Consider the following 17,006-nt stretch of genomic DNA (forward strand, 5'->3'; position numbering starts at 1 on the left):
TTCTGTCGCAAGATCGTTCCTACCAGGGGCCTTACGCCTGCCCGGACTTGGGGATACCGCGGATCGCGCGACGCGCCTCGTGCTCACGGACGGTATCCGACGGTTACTGGGAACAGCTCAGTAAGTCCTGACAAGTTTTCCCCTCATGGGCGCCCACCGTCACGACGGCAACCACATCGCGACCGAACTGGAGACCCTCTGCAAAGGCATGGGGCTCCCCGTCGCAGAAACAGACGACCGCACTCAAGCCGTCGGCGTGCTGATCTCGTCAGCCGGCACGAGGGCCGCATCACTGGAGTGGTTCGTCTCCACTACCGCACGCTCAGCCGCGGCACGCGAACAGACCGAAGGACTGGCCGACGGACGCGCCGGCCTCCTGCACCGCAGCACACGTGCCTCCGTGCACCACGCACTCACCGGCATCCTCCAGGAACTGGGCTACTCCGTCGCCCACACGACCTCCGGCCTGCGTATCGAGGGCCTACCCGGTGCCTCAGCCGGTGCGGAGACCGCCAGCACCCTCGCGGACTTCCTACGCGGCAGCCTCGACAGCCTGGACGGAGCACGCGATCGCAAGAAACGCGCCGAAGACGGCGAGGATGGTGACGACGGCCTGGCCGGCGTACCCGCCCGCGTGTAACCGCGCCGCCGTCGACAAGCGATGTCGACGCAACCTGAGGCCACACTGCAAAACGTCCTGCAAGACCGGCCTCGCACACCCGCGAGGCCGGTCATCTCCCGTACGCCCGCTTCCAGCGCGCCCGGTGTCGAGCGTCTCCCTGGCCGCGGCCGTTCACCTCGCTCAGGGACAGTAGGGAGGCCCCGTTGTTCCACAAGCCGAGGTGATCGCGGTGCACGGCGAGGATGCCGTGCTGCACCGCGAACCTCTCGGAGGGCCGGCTGAAGCGCGTGGTCGTCACGAACACCGCCAGGTCGGCCCCGAAGTGCACCTTGGCACCCAGCAGATCGCGCAATTCGCGACTCGCGATCGTGCTGCTCGGCGCATAGCGCTTGCACTGGATCACTATGGTCCGCCCGTCCGGGAGACGGCCGACGACGTCGGCGCCGTTATCGTTGGCACCGCCCACCCGCCGGACCTCTGTGCACCCGTCGCGTCGGCACAGGCTTGCGACCAAGTCCTCGAACTCGGTGCCGGTCATCGCGTCCACCTCGGCGAGAGTCCGGTGCCCGGCCTTCACCGCCTCTTCCTGCCGCCACAGACGGTCCCGCCCACGCACGAGCCGGTCTGTACGCCACAGCCACCAGCCCACCGCACCGACGCCGCCAAGGACCAACGCGCCCGTGACGTATGGCCACACGGCCGACCAGAACACCACCAGCAGGACCAGTACCAGGCCACCGCCGGCCGCCACCGCCTTTAGCCGCGCCGCCCGCCGCCTGCGAGCAGCCGCACCCCGTCTACGCCCAGCCACGATCGAAGCCTCCCCCACAGGTCCGTGTACCGCAGTCTGATCAGCCCAAAGCAGCGCGAGAAGGGCGCAAGTTGGCCATGTCCGGATCCCGATTGCCCGACAGGGCCACGTGGGCCCGGTACCGGTGGACGACACGACCACCTCGGACGTCAACGACAGCCACGTCCGCCGCTCTTTCCGGTGGTCACCGGCCCGATCGCCTCCGTAGAGGCCGATTGCGCCGCGACACTCGCCGGGTGGCCGACTCGACATCGCACGCACCAGGCGGACCCGACCCCTCCTCGGTGAGTGGCCGCATGCCGACAGGAAGGACGGCAGTCGGCACCGGCTGCGTACGCTTCCCGCTCGCGCGCCGGGTGTTAGCACCTCGGACGACGTGGCAGGCCCGCCGCCTGGCCGCCGAGTTCGGGCCAGGCATGGACGCTCGCACTGCCTGGGTGATGGCGCGGCTGGCACGGCACCCCGAGGAACAGGTTTACGCGATGCGACTCCTGAACGATGAGGAGAACGCCGGCTGATCTCCGTGCGAGGGCCCGTTGCTGATGCGGCCCTCACACCGCGCTGCAGGGCCGTGCAAGGGGGCTGGCCTGCCCCCGCCATGTTCCCCGGGTGCGCGCCCTGTTGAGTGTCAGTGGACGTTCCTATCGTGGAGGAATGGCTAACGGGGTGTGGCACACCGGATATGGCATAGAGATCAATCTGTCGTTACCCGATCTCGGGCATCCGGGCCGTCCGGAGCTGCTCGGCGAGATCACCGCGAGCATCACCGACCGCGACCCGCAACTGCTGGAATGCCTGGCGCACCACGAGGGGCGGGAGTGTCAGTCGGAGACAGGGGGAAAGCCTCCATGGATGTTCATCCGCCGAGGCCGGGTAGGCGGCCGAAGGCCCCTGGTTGCCTCTCACCTGCCGGTCACACACAAGCCGACCCCGGCGGAGAGCGCTCAGCACAAGGCCACGAAGGAGCGCGTTGTCGAGACCGCCGCGCGGTATGGGCTGGATTCCGAGGCTGAGGTTCCCGTAGCCAACCGGCGGAGCGTAACCGACGCCGTCGTCACCGGGCCCAGCGGTACACGGATCGGCTGGGAGATCCAGTACCACCACGTCAGCCCCAGCAGCGTGCACCGGCGCTCGGTCAATGCTGTGGAGTACGGCATCACGCCCTTGTGGGTGGCGAAGGACCGGACGGCTTCCCTGATCGACCGTGCGCCGTGGGCGCGCGTCGACGACATGCCGTGGAAGGACATCGCCGACGGCAAGGAGATGGTGATCCGCGGCGGGTACCGCCACCTGGAGGTCTGGAAGTGCGTGCCGAGCAGCGACCGCCATTGCCTCGTCAGCGAGGGTGCCGGTCACTGTGGCGCGATTCACGCCGACTGGTTCGTGCCCGCGCTGTGCGTGCCTGAGAAGAAGCCGGTCTACATCGAAGATCTGGTCTTGCAGAGCGCCACGGGGGAGAGCGTCCCGGTCTACGTGCCCAGCCGCGGCAACGGCCGGGCTGGTCGGCACATGTGGGTGTCGGCGGGCGACCGGATGCTGTGGGAGGAGATCGTCGGTGAACGGACCCCTCTACTCCGAGCCACGGCCGAAGAGGACGACGACGTGATCACCTTCGCCGAGCAGGAGATCGACCGCGCCTGCCGGGCAGGAGAAGAAGGCCGGTTCGTCAGCGACACCCGGCTCATCCGTGACCTCGGTCAGCCGACTGGTGGCATCACCCTTCCCCGCATGCCGGTGCAGGGCTCTCGTGATCCGATGCGGATCACCCCAGTCGAGCGGGCCGCCGCCTCCGCCGCGCTGGGATGCCCGACGTGGGAGCTGGGGCCGTGCGCCGGGTGCGGTCAGCTGATGCGCAGGTACGGGCGGTACGCAGCGATGTACTGCCGCGGGTGCCGGGCCGTCCTCAACGGGTGGTAACCAGAGACTGCAACCAAAACTGCAACCAAGCAATGACGAAGGCTCCGACCGTGATCCGGTCGGAGCCTTCGTTTGCCCAGGTGGGCGGCTGCGGAGGATACGAGATTCGAACTCGTGAGGGGTTGCCCCCAACACGCTTTCCAAGCGTGCGCCCTAGGCCTCTAGGCGAATCCTCCGCCGGAAACATTACATGACCGAGAGGAGTGCTCGCGAACTCGTTCCCGCACCTCAGCATCAGGTAGGCTGTGCGAAGCCCCTCACGCGGCGCTATCTGACTGAACTCCCCCAGGGCCGGAAGGCAGCAAGGGTAGGTCGGCTCTGGCGGGTGCGTGGGGGGCGTTTGCGTGTCCGGGGTCTCGGAGGATCCCGCAGACCCTCGGTTCCCGGGCGGATCCCGTTGTCGGTGGCCGCCTATAACCTCGTAGGCGTGTCGTCTCTCGCGCTGTACCGCCGCTATCGCCCGGAGTCGTTCGCCGAGGTCATCGGGCAGGAGCATGTAACCGACCCGCTGCAGCAGGCGCTGCGGAACAACCGGGTCAATCACGCGTACCTGTTCAGCGGTCCGCGTGGCTGCGGCAAGACGACCAGCGCCCGGATCCTGGCCCGCTGCCTGAACTGCGAGCAGGGGCCGACGCCGACGCCGTGCGGTGAGTGCCAGTCGTGCCAGGACCTCGCGCGCAACGGCCCCGGTTCGATCGACGTCATCGAGATCGACGCCGCTTCGCACGGTGGTGTGGACGACGCCCGTGAGCTGCGGGAAAAGGCCTTCTTCGGGCCCGCGGGCAGCCGCTACAAGATCTACATCATCGACGAGGCCCACATGGTCACGTCGGCCGGTTTCAACGCACTCCTCAAGGTCGTCGAGGAGCCCCCGGAGCACCTGAAGTTCATCTTCGCCACCACCGAGCCCGAGAAGGTCATCGGGACCATCCGGTCGCGTACGCACCACTACCCGTTCCGCCTGGTGCCCCCCGGGACCCTGCGGGACTACCTCGGCGAGGTGTGCCGCCAGGAGGACATCCCGGTCGAAGACGGTGTCCTGCCGCTCGTCGTGCGGGCCGGAGCCGGATCCGTACGTGACTCCATGTCCGTCATGGACCAGCTGCTCGCCGGCGCCGGTGCGGACGGTGTGACGTACGCCATGGCCACGTCGCTGCTGGGCTACACGGACGGTTCCCTGCTCGACTCCGTCGTCGAGGCGTTCGCCACGGGTGACGGCGCCGCCGCCTTCGAGGTCGTCGACCGCGTGATCGAGGGCGGCAACGACCCGCGCCGCTTCGTCGCGGACCTGCTGGAGCGGCTGCGGGACCTGGTCATCCTCGCGGCCGTTCCGGACGCCGTCGAGAAGGGGCTCATCGACGCCCCCGCCGATGTGCTGGAGCGGATGCAGGCCCAGGCGGGCACGTTCGGCCCCGCCGAGCTGAGCCGCGCCGCCGACCTCGTCAACGAGGGCCTGACCGAGATGCGCGGCGCCACCTCCCCCCGCCTGCAACTCGAGCTGATCTGCGCGCGCGTACTGCTGCCGGCGGCCTACGGCGACGAACGTTCGACGATGGCCCGCCTCGACCGCCTGGAGCGGGGCGTGAGCTTCTCCACGGGCGCCGGCGCGCCCGCCATGGGGTACGTGCCCGGGCCCGACGTGCACGCGGGAGCGCCCGCGGGCTCGGCCACCGGTGCGCCCGTTCCGCCGGGCGCTGGAGTCGCGGCCGCCCGAGCCGCCGTACGGGCCTCGGGCGGCGGTACGCCGGAGCCGGGCGGGGGCCCGTCCGGCCCCGGCGACCAGCGGGGTGACGTACACCCCGGCGGTCAGGGCGCCCCCGCGGCCCCCGGCACGGGCGAGCCCGCCCCGCAGCCGCCCTCGGCCCCCGCGCCCACCGCACCCCCGGCACAGCCCTCCGCCCCGGCCGCGCCCGGCGCCTGGCCCACCGCCGCTCCCGCCGGTTCCGGCGCCACCCGGCGCCCCGGTGGCTGGCCCACGGCCGCGCCCCCCGGCGGCGCCCGCGCCTCGACGGCTCCTGTTCCCGCCCCCCAGGCACCCGCACCGGCGCCCACACCCACGCCCGCGTCGGCCCCGCCGGCCTCCCCGCCCCCGGGAGGCGGCCTCGACCCCCGTTCCCTCTGGCCGAACATCCTCGAAGCGGTGAAGAACCGCCGCCGTTTCACCTGGATCCTCCTGAGCCAGAACGCCCAGATCGCGGGCTTCGACGGCACCACCCTCCAACTCGGCTTCGTCAACGTCGGCGCCCGCGACAACTTCGCGAGCAGCGGCAGCGAGGACGTACTGCGGCAGGCACTGGCCGAGCAGTTCAACGTCCACTGGAAGATCGAGGCCCTCGTCGACCCCTCGGGCGGCGGCTCGGTTCCCCCGCCGCCGGGCAGCGGCGGCGGAGGCGGATACGGCGGCGGGACGTCCGGCGGCCACGGCGGCGGAGGCGGCGCCACGGGTCACGGCGCTGGTGGCGCCGCGAACGGTGGCTACGGCGGCGGCACGCAGGCGGGCACCGGCGGCGGTGCCACGACCGCCCAGCGCCCGGCGCCCACGCAGCCCACCTCGGCCGCGCCCGCCCAGGCCGGTGCGTCACCCGCTGCGGCGGCCGTTCCCACCCACACCCCTGCGCGGCCCTCCGCGCCGGAACCGCCACCCGTCTCCATCGAGGACGACGTCCCCGAGGACGACGACCCCGACCTGGACGAGTCGGCCCTCTCCGGCCAGGAACTGATCGTGCGGGAGCTGGGGGCGACGGTGATGGACGAGTTCTCGAACGACTGAGGCGCACCGCCGCGGGAGCCTGCGAGGCCCGAGGCCCGAGGCCCGAGGACCGGGGAATCAGGGGGCCGGGAGTCAGAGGGCCGGGAGTCAGGGGGCCGGGAATCAGGGGCCGGAAGCTGCGGCCCGTTGTCTGAGACCGGAGACCGGAGACCGGAGACCGGAAGCCGCGTACCTTGCCCCGGCTGATCGCAGAGCGGCGGCGGCCTGAGAGCGGCGGCTCGACGCGATGTCCGGTGGCCGCCCCCTTCGGAGAAACGCACAACGCCTCGCCCTCCCCTCCTTGGGCATCCCCCACAAACCCGCCCCGCCCGCTCCCGTTAGGCTGACCCCGTGAAGGTCCTCGTCATCGGTACCGGCGCCCGCGAACACGCCCTGTGCCGTTCCCTGTCCCTCGACCCCGCAGTCACCGCGCTGCACTGCGCCCCCGGCAACGCCGGCATCGCCGAGGTGGCCGAGCTGCACCCGGTCGACGCGCTGGACGGCGCGGCCGTGACCGCCCTTGCCGAACGGCTCGGCGCCGACCTGGTGGTCGTGGGCCCGGAGGCCCCGCTGGTCGCGGGGGTCGCGGACGCCGTGCGTGAGGCGGGCATCGCCGTCTTCGGCCCCTCCAAGGAGGCCGCGCGACTGGAGGGCTCCAAGGCGTTCGCCAAGGACGTCATGGCCGCAGCAGGGGTCCCGACCGCCCGCTCGTACGTCTGTACGACGGAAGCGGAGGCCGACGAGGCCCTCGACGCCTTCGGCCCGCCGTACGTCGTCAAGGACGACGGCCTCGCCGCGGGCAAGGGCGTCGTCGTGACCGCCGACCTCGACGCCGCGAGGGCGCACGCCGCCGCCTGTGACCGGGTCGTCATCGAGGAGTACCTTGACGGCCCCGAGGTCTCCCTCTTCGCGGTGACCGACGGTGACGCGGTCGTCCCGCTCCAGCCGGCCCAGGACTTCAAGCGCGCGCTCGACAACGACGAGGGCCCGAACACCGGCGGCATGGGCGCGTACTCCCCGCTGCCCTGGGCCGACCCGAAGCTCGTGGACGACGTCCTGCGGAGCGTGCTCCAGCCCACCGTCGACGAGCTGCGCCGCCGCGGCACCCCCTTCTCCGGCCTCCTCTACGCCGGTCTGGCGATCACCGGCCGGGGCGTACGGGTCATCGAGTTCAACGCCCGTTTCGGCGACCCGGAGACCCAGGTCGTCCTGGCCCGCCTGAAGACCCCCCTCGCGGGCATCCTGATGGCCGCCGCCACCGGCAACCTCGCGAGCCTCGAACCCCTCCGCTGGAGCGACGACGCGGCCGTCACCGTCGTCATCGCCTCGCACAACTACCCCGGCACCCCCCGTACGGGCGACCCGATCACCGGCCTCGACGCGGTGGCCGCGCAGGACGCCCCGCACGCCTACGTCCTGCACGCGGGCACGCGGCGGGACGGCGACAGCGTCGTCAGCGCGGGCGGCCGGGTCCTGTCCGTCACCGCGACGGGCGGCGATCTCACCGAGGCCCGCGAACGGGCGTACCGCGCCGTCACCCGCGTCCACCTGGACGGCTCCCAGCACCGGACGGACATCGCGGCGAAGGCGGCGACGGGCGCCTAGCCCGAACCTCGCCCCTGCCCCTCGCCAGCCGCCTGACCAGGCACTCCGCAGGCCCCGGATTCCTCTCGGATCCGGGGCCTGATCCTTGCCCTGCGTCATACACCTTTCCCCAGAGCCATTCCATCGAGTGACCGATGTCCTATCCGGCTGACGGGGGCCGGGGCCCCAACTAGGGTGCGGCGCAAGCGTTCCGGCACTTGGCCCACCGGCATTGCGATGTCAGTGGTGGGTGCCACAGTGGGGGAGTGAGCAACGCCAGGACAGCCAGCAATGCCAGGACGGGAGGGGGTGAGGTCCGGACGTGATGGGCATCGGTGTGGAGACAGGGACACTGACGGCGCGTGCCCGCGCGCTGGCCGTGCTGCGGGTCCGCAGCAGGGCGCTCGCCGTCGCCGTGCTGCCCGCGGCCGTGGCCGTGGTCCTGCTGGCGGGCGGTTCCACCGGCCATCTCGCAGGCAGGGGGTGGGACGGCGCCCGCTGGGCGGTGAGCGCGGTAGCGCTCCTCGTGCTGCTGGCCGCCGGCGGCTTCGCGCTGCTCCTCGCCCGCGCCCGCCCCGCCATGAGCCCCACGGTCCCGATCGCCGAGGCGGCCGCCCCCGACCTGTACCGGCTGGTGCGCGACCTCGCCGACCGCCTCGACGTCCCTGCCCCCTCCGCCATAGCGCTCACCCCGGACTGCGACAGCTGGCTGGAGGACCGCACCCATCCGTCCCACGGGCCCCCTGCCCGGCCGGACGACCGCGACGGGACGGCGGGTCCCGACCGACGGCACGGCCATCGCCGTACGACGGCCAGCCCCGTTCTGGTCATCGGCTCCCCCTTCCTGTGGTGGATGCGCGTCGGCGAACTGCGCGCGGTCCTCGCCCCGGTCGTCGCCGGTACGGGACCCTCGGCACACCCCGACATAGCCGCCGCCCGGCGCTTCGTACGGGCCCTGGACGCGGCGGTCGCCGTGGCCGCGGCGCCGGGCCGCGGACCAGCGATCCGTACGGTGTACGCGGGCGCCGGCCGGCTGGCCCGCGTGCTGCTGCGCAGCTGCCGGGAGCACGCGGCCGAGATGGAGCGCGGGGTCGCCGCCGCGGCGGCCGAGCGTGCACAGGCTGTGGACTACGGGCTGCGAATCGTCGCGCAGGAGCAGGTGGGGCTCGCCTACGCCGGCTGGGACCGCCTGCTCACCCGGGTCGCGCTGCCCGCCTGGCGCATGGGCCGCTGGCCGTCACGGCTGGACGCGGGCGTCGTCGCGGCCCTCACCGAGCTGTCCCGGCGTGACCGCCTGGCCGAGGGCTTCGCCTCCCGGCTCGGCGAGCGCCCCGCGTGCGACCTGCTCGAAGAGCCCGGCCTGGTGGACGAAGCCACCTCGCTGCTCGCCGCCCGCCTCTTCCACGGGGGTCCGGCGGAGTCCGGCCCCGACTGGTCGCCGGTGGCCTGGCAGGAGTATCCGGACGAGGTCGTGGACCGCAAGTGGCGCACCGACGCGGCCCGCCTCCACCGCGTCCTGGACACCCTCGGCGTACGCCGCACCACCCGCGACACCGACCATGGCCCGACCCTGGCCCGAGTCCTGAACCACTTGACGGACCCGGCCCCCACCTCGGACCTCGAGGACCACGACGCACCGGGCAGCACATCAGCGCCCCCGGCCACGCTCCGGAACGCACACCCCCCCACCGGTCCCGCCACCCCGGCCGCCCCTGACACAGACCCAACCTCGTCCCCGGCCACGTCTCCGCCCTCGGCCACCGACCCGACCTCATCTCCGCCCTCGGCCCCGCCCCCGGCCCCGGCCCCGGCTTCGGCCACCGACCCGTCGTCGGACGCGGACCCGACCCAGGCCACAGACGCCGCCGCGGCCACCGACCCGTCGTCGGACGCGGACCCGACCCAGGCCACAGACCAGACCTCGGGCATCGGGACGGCCCCGGTCACAGGCCCGGCCCCCACCGACCCGGCCTCGGCCCTGGACGCCGCCCCAGCCCCCTGCACCGACCGGGAAAACCTCTGCTCCCTCGAAAACCCCGAAGGCCTCAGGACCCCCACCACCGCCGGAGACTTCGCAGACCCCATAGTCCCAATGCACCCAGCAGCCCCCACACCCCCCACACCCCCCACACCCCCCACAACGCCCAAGGACCCGGCAGCCCCCACAGACCCAACCGACCTCAAAGCACTGCATGACATCGTCGACCTGGAGAACTTGGACGACCCGGAGACCCTGATGGACCCGGACGACCCGGAGGACCTTGCCCCCTCCGACCCCCGCAGCGCCGCCCTTGCCGCGGGCCTCCGCGCTGAACTCGCCCGCGAGGAGGCGACCGGCACCCCACCGCGCGCAACCGTGCCCGTCCTCACCCCCGACGCCCTCTGGGACGACGGCGCCCTCCCCCTCTTCCCGCTCCAGCCCCCGCGCACCCCCCGCGAGCTGCTCGCCGATCACGTCACGGCGATGGTCTGCTGCGCCGCGATGGACACCGCAGGCGCCACCCCCGGCCTGGACTGGCTCGACGGCCCGTCCCTCCTGGTCAAGGGCGAACGGGCCGCCGACCTGACCCCTCGGGTCCTGAGCCTCATAGAGGACGGCGACCCGGCCCCGCTGAGAGCCTGGCTGGCCGAGGTCGGGATACGCCCGGAGAAACCCGTGCGGCTCGTCTGAGCCCGGCCGGCCCTCGGTCACCGGCGCATCCCGTCCGAGCTCAGCCGCCGAGGCTCCGGCGCGTCCGAGCTCCAGCCACCCAGCCACCCAGTCACCCAGGCTCCGGCCGCCGAAGCTCCGGCCCTCCGCCCCACCTCCCGCGGAGCCATCGCTTCCGCTTTCGGTCAATTCGAAACGAACAGTGACGGAGTCCGTGCGTAATGTGATGTGCTGGGTACTGAACGCGCACATGGCAAACGCACTCGACATAGGACAGTCGCGGTAAGACGGCCGCACCGTGCCGCGCCACAGCGCGCTCACCACCGCCGGAGAGCGACCGCACCACCGGAAACGAACGGCGCCGAGGGAGGGGAAGCGACCATGGGGTCGGAGCAGATTCGCCGCTGGGAGTCGGGAGCCCTGGCACACGCGGTGACGGATCCTTTCGGCCAGGGCCCGCTCCCCTGGCTGCGCGGCAGCGAGACGTACTTCGACGACACCGGACAAGTCGTCCCCTGGTACGTGGACCCGGTCCCCGGCGCCCGGCAGCCTCCCGGCGGCGCCGCCTCCCGTGTCCCCGGCCCCCGCTCCGGCGGACCACGGGCCGCCGACGACGTGCGCCGCCAGATCAAGGGCTTCATCTCCACCGGCGCGGTGGCTCCCGGCGAGGCCGTGGACTTCCACGTGACCGTCGACCCGCCCCAGGAATTCGCCGTCGACATCTACCGCATCGGCCACTACGGCGGCCACGGCGCGGCCAAGATCACCACCAGCCCTCGCCTCTCGGGCATCGTCCAGCCCCCACCGCTGACCGCCGATCGCACGGTCTCCTGCCACCACTGGTGGCTGTCGTGGCGGCTGCAGATCCCGTCGTACTGGAGTGCGGGCGCATACGTCGCGGTCCTCACCACCGCCGACGGCTACCGGTCCCACGTGCCCTTCACGGTCCGCAACGACCACCCGGCCGACCTGCTGCTGGTGCTGCCGGACGTCACCTGGCAGGCGTACAACCTCTATCCCGAGGACGGCCGCACCGGGGCGAGCTTCTACCACGCCTGGGACGAGAACGGCCGGCTGCTCGGCGAGTCCGACGCCGCGACGACCGTCTCCTTCGACCGGCCGTACGCCGGCGCGGGCCTGCCCCTGCACGTGGGCCACGCCTACGACTTCATCCGCTGGGCCGAGCGCTACGGCTACGACCTGGCCTACGCGGACGCACGCGACCTGCACGCCGGGCGCGTCGATCCCGCCCGGTACCGGGGCCTGGTCTTCCCGGGCCACGACGAGTACTGGTCCACGCACATGCGCCGCACGGCGGAGCTGGCCCGCGAGCACGGCACGTCCCTCGTCTTCCTCTCCTCCAACTGCATGTACTGGCAGGTGGAGTTGGGCCCGTCCCCGTCCGGCACCCCGAACCGGCTCCTGACCTGCCGCAAACGCAAGGGTCCGGGCAGGCCGGTGCTGTGGCGGGAGATCGACCGCCCGGAGCAGCAGCTGATCGGCATCCAGTACGCGGGCCGGGTCCCCGAACCGCGTCCGCTGATCGTCCGCAACGCCGGCCACTGGCTGTGGGAGGCGACCGGCGCGCACGAGGGCGACGAGATCGAGGGCCTCGTGGCCGGAGAGGCCGACCGCTACTTCCCGCGCACCCCGCTGCCCGACCACGACGAGCGCATCCTGCTCGCCCACTCCCCGTACACCGACAGCGAGGGCGTCCTGCGCCATCAGGAGACGTCCCTCTACCGCGCCCCTTCCGGTGCCCTGGTCTTCGCCGCCGGAACGTTCGCGTGGTCCCCGGCACTGGACCGGCCCGGCCATGTGGACGCCCGCGTCCAGCGGGCCACCGCGAACCTCCTGGACCGCATCTGCAAACGTGAGTGACCGGTCCGGCCGCCCGGCGCGACCGGTCACCACGCCCCCTGACCCGCTGTCCGCGCCCAGCCCGGCATACGGGAGAATCGACCCACTTGGACAGAACCACGGGGAGGAACCGTGTCCGGATTCGTCGAAAAGCCCGAGCCGACCGAGGTCCCCGGCCTGGTGCATCTGCACACCGGCAAGGTGCGAGAGCTGTACCGGAACGAGGCGGGCGACCTCGTGATGGTCGCCAGCGACCGCATCTCCGCCTACGACTGGGTGCTGCCGACCGAGATCCCCGACAAGGGCCGCGTCCTCACCCAGCTGTCGCTGTGGTGGTTCGACCAGCTCGCCGACCTGGTCCCCAGTCATGTCCTGAGCACCGAACTCCCGCCGGGCGCCCCCGCCGACTGGGCGGGCCGCACCCTGATCTGCAAGTCACTGCGGATGGTCCCCGTGGAGTGCGTGGCCCGCGGCTACCTCACCGGCTCCGGCCTGGCCGAGTATGCCGAGTCCCGCACGGTCTGCGGCCTCGCTCTCCCCGAAGGCCTTGTCGACGGCTCCGAGCTCCCCGCCCCGATCTTCACCCCGGCCACCAAGGCGGAGGTCGGCGAGCACGACGAGAACGTCTCCTACGAGGAGGTCGCCCGTCAGGTCGGCGCCGAGACCGCCGCCCAGCTGCGCCAGGCCACCCTCGCCGTCTATCAGCGCGCCCGCGACATCGCCCGCGACCGGGGGATCATCCTCGCGGACACCAAGTTCGAGTTCGGCTTCGACGGTGAGGACCTCGTCCTCGCCGACGAGGTCCTCACCCCCGACTCCTCCCGCTTCTGGCCGGCCGACCGGTGGGAGCCGGGCCGTTCGCAGCCGTCGTACGACAAGCAGTACGTCCGTGACTGGCTGACCTCGGCCGAGTCCGGCTGGGACCGGGCAGCCGAGCAGCCCCCGCCGGCGCTGCCGCGGCACGTCGTCGAGGCGACCCGGGCCAAGTACGTGGAGGCGTACGAGCGTCTGACGGGCCTCAGCTGGTCGTAGCCGGATGAAAGGCCCGGCAGAAGACGAAGAAGCCCCCCGGCCGGAACCGGGGGGCTTGTCCAGAGCGGACGACGAGGCTCGAACTCGCGACCTCAACCTTGGCAAGGTTGCGCTCTACCAACTGAGCTACGTCCGCAGTGCGCCGTGGCGCGACAGCAACTATACCCAACCCCGCTCGCGGGCGAGACGGACAGCCGCATGCCGGTTCTCCACCCCGAGCTTGGACACGGCCGACGACAGATAGTTCCGCACGGTCCCCGGGGAGAGCGCCGCCCGCTCGGCGACCTCGGCGACCGGGGCCCCGTCGGCGGCCAGCTCCAGCACCTCGGCCTCCCGCGCGGTGAGCGGCGAGTCCCCGGCGGAGATGGCATCGGCGGCCAACTCCGGGTCGACGTACCGGTTCCCGGCGTGGACGGTGCGGATGATCTCCGCGAGCCGCTGCGCGCTGACCGTCTTCGGCACGAACCCCCGCACGCCTGCCGCCAGCGCCCGCTTCAGATGCCCCGGCCGGCCGTGGCTGGTGACGATCAGCGTCCTGCAGCCGGGCAGTTCGGCCCGGAGCGATGTGGCGACCTTCACACCGTCGGCGCCGGGCATCTGGAGATCCAGCACGGCCACGTCGGGTTCGTGCGCCCGCGCCATCGCCAGCGCCTCGGGCCCGCTCGCCGCCTCGGCGACCACCATCAGGTCGTCCTCCAGCGACAGCAGGGCGGCCAGCGCCCCCCGGATCAGATGCTCGTCGTCGGCGAGCAGCACGCGCACCGTCACTACGCCACCTCTTGCACGGAGGCCGCCAGCGGCACCTCGGCCACCACCCGGAACAGCCCCCGCCCGGCGGGCCCGGCCTCCAACGTCCCGTCGACCGCCGCCAGCCGCTCCCGCAACCCCGCCAGCCCGGATCCCCCTCCGCCACCGGCGGTCCCGGCAGCCCCGTTGTTCTCCACCGTCAGCACCACACGCCCCTCGGTCACCCGCAGCCTCACCACACACAACGCGGCATCCCCGTGCCGCAGCACATTGGTGGTGGCCTCCCGCACCACCCACCCCAGCGCCGACTGGACCTCGCCCGGCAGCCCCGCCGCCGCGTCCTCCCCGGACACCTCGCAGGAGATCCCGGCGGCCGTCAGCACGCCGTGCGCACCGGCGAGTTCGACGCCGAGGTCGGCCTCCCGGTATCCGCGGACGACATCGCGCACCTCGCGCTGGGACTCCCGCGCGATCCGCTGCACCTCGATCATCTGGTCCACCGCCTCGGCGCGCCCCCGCCGCGTCAGCCGCACGGCCAGCTCGCTCTTCAGCGCGATCACGGCGAGGTTGCGTCCCATCACGTCGTGCATGTCCCGCCCGAACCGCAGCCGTTCCTCCGCCACGGCGAGCCGCGCCCGCGTCTCACGTGCGGCGTCGAGTTCGTAGACGGCGTCGAGCAGCCAGACAGAGAAGACGGAGGTGAAGGCGAGGAACCCGGCGCCGAGCAGGACGACGAACGAGACGACCAGCGCGGAGGTCACGGACGCGTGCATCGGGTACGCCAGGAGTCCAGCGCCCACCGCGAAGCCCCCGACGACCGCGAACACCCGCCGCCGGTCACGCACCCCGAGCGCGATGATGCCGCCGCCGAAGACCACGACGACCCCGAAGACCGACCCCGCGGCGGAATCGACGCCGTCACGGTCCGGGCCGTGCTCCGAGACCGCCAGGGCCACGACGGCGTAGGCCGCGGTGACCACGGCGAGCGTCCACATCAGCCGCACGGGCTGCTCACGCCGACCCCGGGTCCAGTCCAGCGCCCGCGAGGCGGTCACGGCGCCGATCGCGCAGTGCGCGCCCACCACCAGCATCAGCAGGCCGCCGAGCCGCGGCCCCACCGCGCCGACGGCGGGAAGCCCGGCCGTGAGGAACTCGATCACCGCGAAGAAGTGGAACGACCACCGCGTGTACGTCTCCACCTTCGCCGGCGTGCTCTTCCCCCGCCACCAGCTCCCCGGCCTTGACACCTGCCTGCCCCTTCCCTCCGTCAGCGTCGCGGTTCCCAGCGGAACCATCGCCGTACAGCAAACACGGCGACGGCGATCCAGACCAGCGCGACCGCCATGGCGCCGAGGGCCTCGGACGCCGGCAGGTTCCCGGTCCATCCCCCGCGGACCAGCGTGACGGCGGGCGTCAGCGGCAGCAGCTCGCACACCGCGGCCAGCCGGTCGGGCAGCACCTCCAGGGGCACGGTCACACCCGAGCCGAGCATGGACACGAACATCATCGGCAGGCTGGTCACCTGGGCGCTCTCGGCGGTTCTGGTGAACGTGGCCGTGACCGCGGCGAGCGCCCCGCACAGCACCAGCCCCAACAGCACACCGGCCACCGCGAGATGCGGCGCGGGCGGCGCCCCGAGGTCGAGAACGACCGTGCTGCCGGCCGCCAGCAGCACGCACTGCGCCAGCCCGATGCCGGAGGCCGGCAACGCGGCCCCGACGAGGATCTCCGCGTCCCGCAGCTCACCGGTGCGCAACCGCTTGAGCACCAGCTCCTCACGTCGCACCACATAGACATTGGTGAGCGCCGCGTACACCGCGAAGAGCAGGGAGAACCCGATCGCGGCGGGCAGCAGGACGGTCCCCACCGTGAGCCCGGCGTCCGCGAGATCCATTCCGTCGATCGCCGCCCGCACGCTCAGCGGAAGCAACAGCGGCACGAGCACGGCCGTGACGAGTGTCGCCCGGCTCCGTCCCAGCAGCGTCAGCTCCGCCCGTGCGAGGGCGTTCATCCGTCCGGTGACCGTGGTCATACGGCCGCCACCTCCTCCTTCTCCGCTGTGGACATCCGCCCGGCGATCTGCAGGAAGGCCTCCTCCAGCGAGGCGCATCGCACATCGAGCCCGCGCAGTTCGACCCCGGCGCCCCGGGCCCACACCAGTACTTCGGTGGCCGTCCGCTGCACCTCGTGCGTGCGCAGCCGTACGGTCCGCCCGTGCACCTCGTGGCCGACGACCCCCAGCTCAGCGAGGGCCGGTAGATCTCCGAGGTGGTAGGCGTCCGGCAGCTCGAAGGAGATCCGGGCCGGCTGGGACGCCGTCACCTCGGCGGGCGTGCCGGCCGCCGCGATCCGCCCCTTGTGCAGGATCGCCAGCCGGTCGGCCAGGCCCTCGGCCTCCTCCAGGTAGTGCGTGGTCAGCAGGACCGTCGTCCCGGCGTCCCGCAGCTCCCGCACCAACTCCCAGGTGTCCCGGCGCCCTTCGGCGTCCAGCCCGGTCGTCGGCTCGTCCAGGAACAGCACCTCGGGCCTGCCGAGCAGCGCCAGCGCCAGATCCAGCCGCCGTCGTTCACCCCCGGAGAGCTGCTTCACGCGGACGCCGGACCGCCGGCCGAGCCCGACGAGCTCCAGCGCCTCGTCCACCGGCCGCGCCCCGCTCGTACAACCCGCCCACATCCGGACGGTCTCCACGACGGTCAGCTCGGAGGGAAAGCCCCCCTCCTGCAACATCACCCCCGTGCGCGACCGTACGGCGGCCCGCTGGGCGTAGGGATCGTGCCCCAGCACCCGCACCCGGCCCCCGGTCGGTGCCGCGAGGCCTTCCAGCAGTTCGACGGTCGACGTCTTGCCCGCCCCGTTGGTGCCCAGCAGCGCGAAGACCTCGGCATGTTTCACGTGGAACGTGATCCCGCGCACCGCCTCGAACCCGCCCCCGTAGACACGCCTCAGGTCGGTGACCTCAATCACGTGCTCGTGCTCGTTCGTGTTCATGCCTTCAGCATCACGGCGGCAGAAGCCCGGAAGCAGTGCGCGCTGT

At 72.4% G+C, this 17,006-nt stretch carries 12 protein-coding genes, 2 tRNA genes and 1 other RNA gene; 8 read left to right on the forward strand and 7 right to left on the reverse strand.

Annotated elements, in window-relative coordinates:
- Nucleotides 1-145: 145 nt before the first annotated feature.
- Entirely contained in the window at nucleotides 146-640 is a 495-nt protein-coding gene (locus ACGF8A_RS31380; protein ID WP_393113654.1) for a hypothetical protein, read from the forward strand.
- Nucleotides 641-731: 91 nt separating this feature from the next.
- On the opposite strand, the gene ACGF8A_RS31385 is transcribed toward ACGF8A_RS31380, so the two are convergent.
- Nucleotides 732-1,373, reverse strand: coding sequence for a restriction endonuclease (locus ACGF8A_RS31385; protein ID WP_393113655.1), 642 nt, complete (start codon nucleotides 1,371-1,373; stop codon nucleotides 732-734).
- Nucleotides 1,374-2,099: 726 nt separating this feature from the next.
- On the opposite strand from ACGF8A_RS31385, the gene ACGF8A_RS31390 reads away from it, so the two are divergent.
- Complete coding sequence (locus tag ACGF8A_RS31390) at nucleotides 2,100-3,350, forward strand: hypothetical protein (protein ID WP_393113656.1); 1,251 nt, start codon at nucleotides 2,100-2,102, stop codon at nucleotides 3,348-3,350.
- 91 nt (nucleotides 3,351-3,441) lie between these two features.
- On the opposite strand, the gene ACGF8A_RS31395 is transcribed toward ACGF8A_RS31390, so the two are convergent.
- Nucleotides 3,442-3,526: transfer RNA gene (locus tag ACGF8A_RS31395), tRNA-Ser, on the reverse strand.
- A 73-nt stretch (nucleotides 3,527-3,599) separates the two neighbouring features.
- Here ACGF8A_RS31395 and ffs point away from each other — a divergent pair.
- The 6 genes from ffs to ACGF8A_RS31425 all read left to right on the forward strand — a co-directional run bounded on the left by ffs (nucleotide 3,600) and on the right by ACGF8A_RS31425 (nucleotide 13,225).
- Nucleotides 3,600-3,694, forward strand: an RNA gene (ffs, locus tag ACGF8A_RS31400) — signal recognition particle sRNA small type.
- An 83-nt stretch (nucleotides 3,695-3,777) separates the two neighbouring features.
- The gene (locus tag ACGF8A_RS31405) at nucleotides 3,778-6,120 is read left to right on the forward strand and encodes a DNA polymerase III subunit gamma and tau (protein ID WP_393113657.1); all 2,343 of its coding nucleotides are present in this window, start codon (nucleotides 3,778-3,780) and stop codon (nucleotides 6,118-6,120) included.
- A gap of 330 nt (nucleotides 6,121-6,450) precedes the next feature.
- Nucleotides 6,451-7,704 carry a phosphoribosylamine--glycine ligase gene (gene purD / locus ACGF8A_RS31410; protein ID WP_393113658.1) on the forward strand — a complete coding sequence of 418 codons (1,254 nt, stop codon included), beginning with the start codon at nucleotides 6,451-6,453 and terminating at the stop codon, nucleotides 7,702-7,704.
- 304 nt (nucleotides 7,705-8,008) lie between these two features.
- Nucleotides 8,009-10,354, forward strand: a complete 2,346-nt coding sequence (locus ACGF8A_RS31415) for a hypothetical protein (protein ID WP_393113660.1) — start codon at nucleotides 8,009-8,011, stop codon at nucleotides 10,352-10,354.
- A gap of 360 nt (nucleotides 10,355-10,714) precedes the next feature.
- Complete coding sequence (locus ACGF8A_RS31420; RefSeq protein ID WP_393113662.1) at nucleotides 10,715-12,214, forward strand: N,N-dimethylformamidase beta subunit family domain-containing protein; 1,500 nt, start codon at nucleotides 10,715-10,717, stop codon at nucleotides 12,212-12,214.
- Between the two features lie 111 nt (nucleotides 12,215-12,325).
- A complete protein-coding gene (locus ACGF8A_RS31425; RefSeq protein WP_393113663.1) occupies nucleotides 12,326-13,225 on the forward strand; it encodes a phosphoribosylaminoimidazolesuccinocarboxamide synthase in 900 nt (299 codons plus the stop codon).
- 63 nt (nucleotides 13,226-13,288) lie between these two features.
- Here the strand turns inward: ACGF8A_RS31425 and ACGF8A_RS31430 are convergent.
- The 5 genes from ACGF8A_RS31430 to ACGF8A_RS31450 form a co-directional block, all read right to left on the reverse strand.
- Nucleotides 13,289-13,361 (reverse strand) — tRNA-Gly (locus ACGF8A_RS31430).
- Nucleotides 13,362-13,384: 23 nt separating this feature from the next.
- On the reverse strand, nucleotides 13,385-13,987 hold the full coding sequence (locus tag ACGF8A_RS31435; protein WP_393113711.1) for a response regulator: 603 nt from the start codon (nucleotides 13,985-13,987) through the stop codon (nucleotides 13,385-13,387).
- Nucleotides 13,988-13,992: 5 nt separating this feature from the next.
- On the reverse strand, nucleotides 13,993-15,219 hold the full coding sequence (locus ACGF8A_RS31440; RefSeq protein WP_393113665.1) for a sensor histidine kinase: 1,227 nt from the start codon (nucleotides 15,217-15,219) through the stop codon (nucleotides 13,993-13,995).
- A 20-nt stretch (nucleotides 15,220-15,239) separates the two neighbouring features.
- Nucleotides 15,240-16,004: an ABC transporter permease gene (locus ACGF8A_RS31445; protein ID WP_393113666.1), complete on the reverse strand. Its 765-nt coding sequence runs from the start codon at nucleotides 16,002-16,004 to the stop codon at nucleotides 15,240-15,242.
- Nucleotides 16,001-16,960 carry an ABC transporter ATP-binding protein gene (locus ACGF8A_RS31450; RefSeq protein WP_393113667.1) on the reverse strand — a complete coding sequence of 320 codons (960 nt, stop codon included), beginning with the start codon at nucleotides 16,958-16,960 and terminating at the stop codon, nucleotides 16,001-16,003. Before ACGF8A_RS31450 ends, ACGF8A_RS31445 begins: the two co-directional genes overlap by 4 nt.
- Nucleotides 16,961-17,006 lie beyond the last annotated feature (46 nt).

The organism is Streptomyces sp. NPDC047706, from assembly GCF_043204795.1.
Classification (GTDB): Bacteria; Actinomycetota; Actinomycetes; order Streptomycetales; family Streptomycetaceae; genus Streptomyces.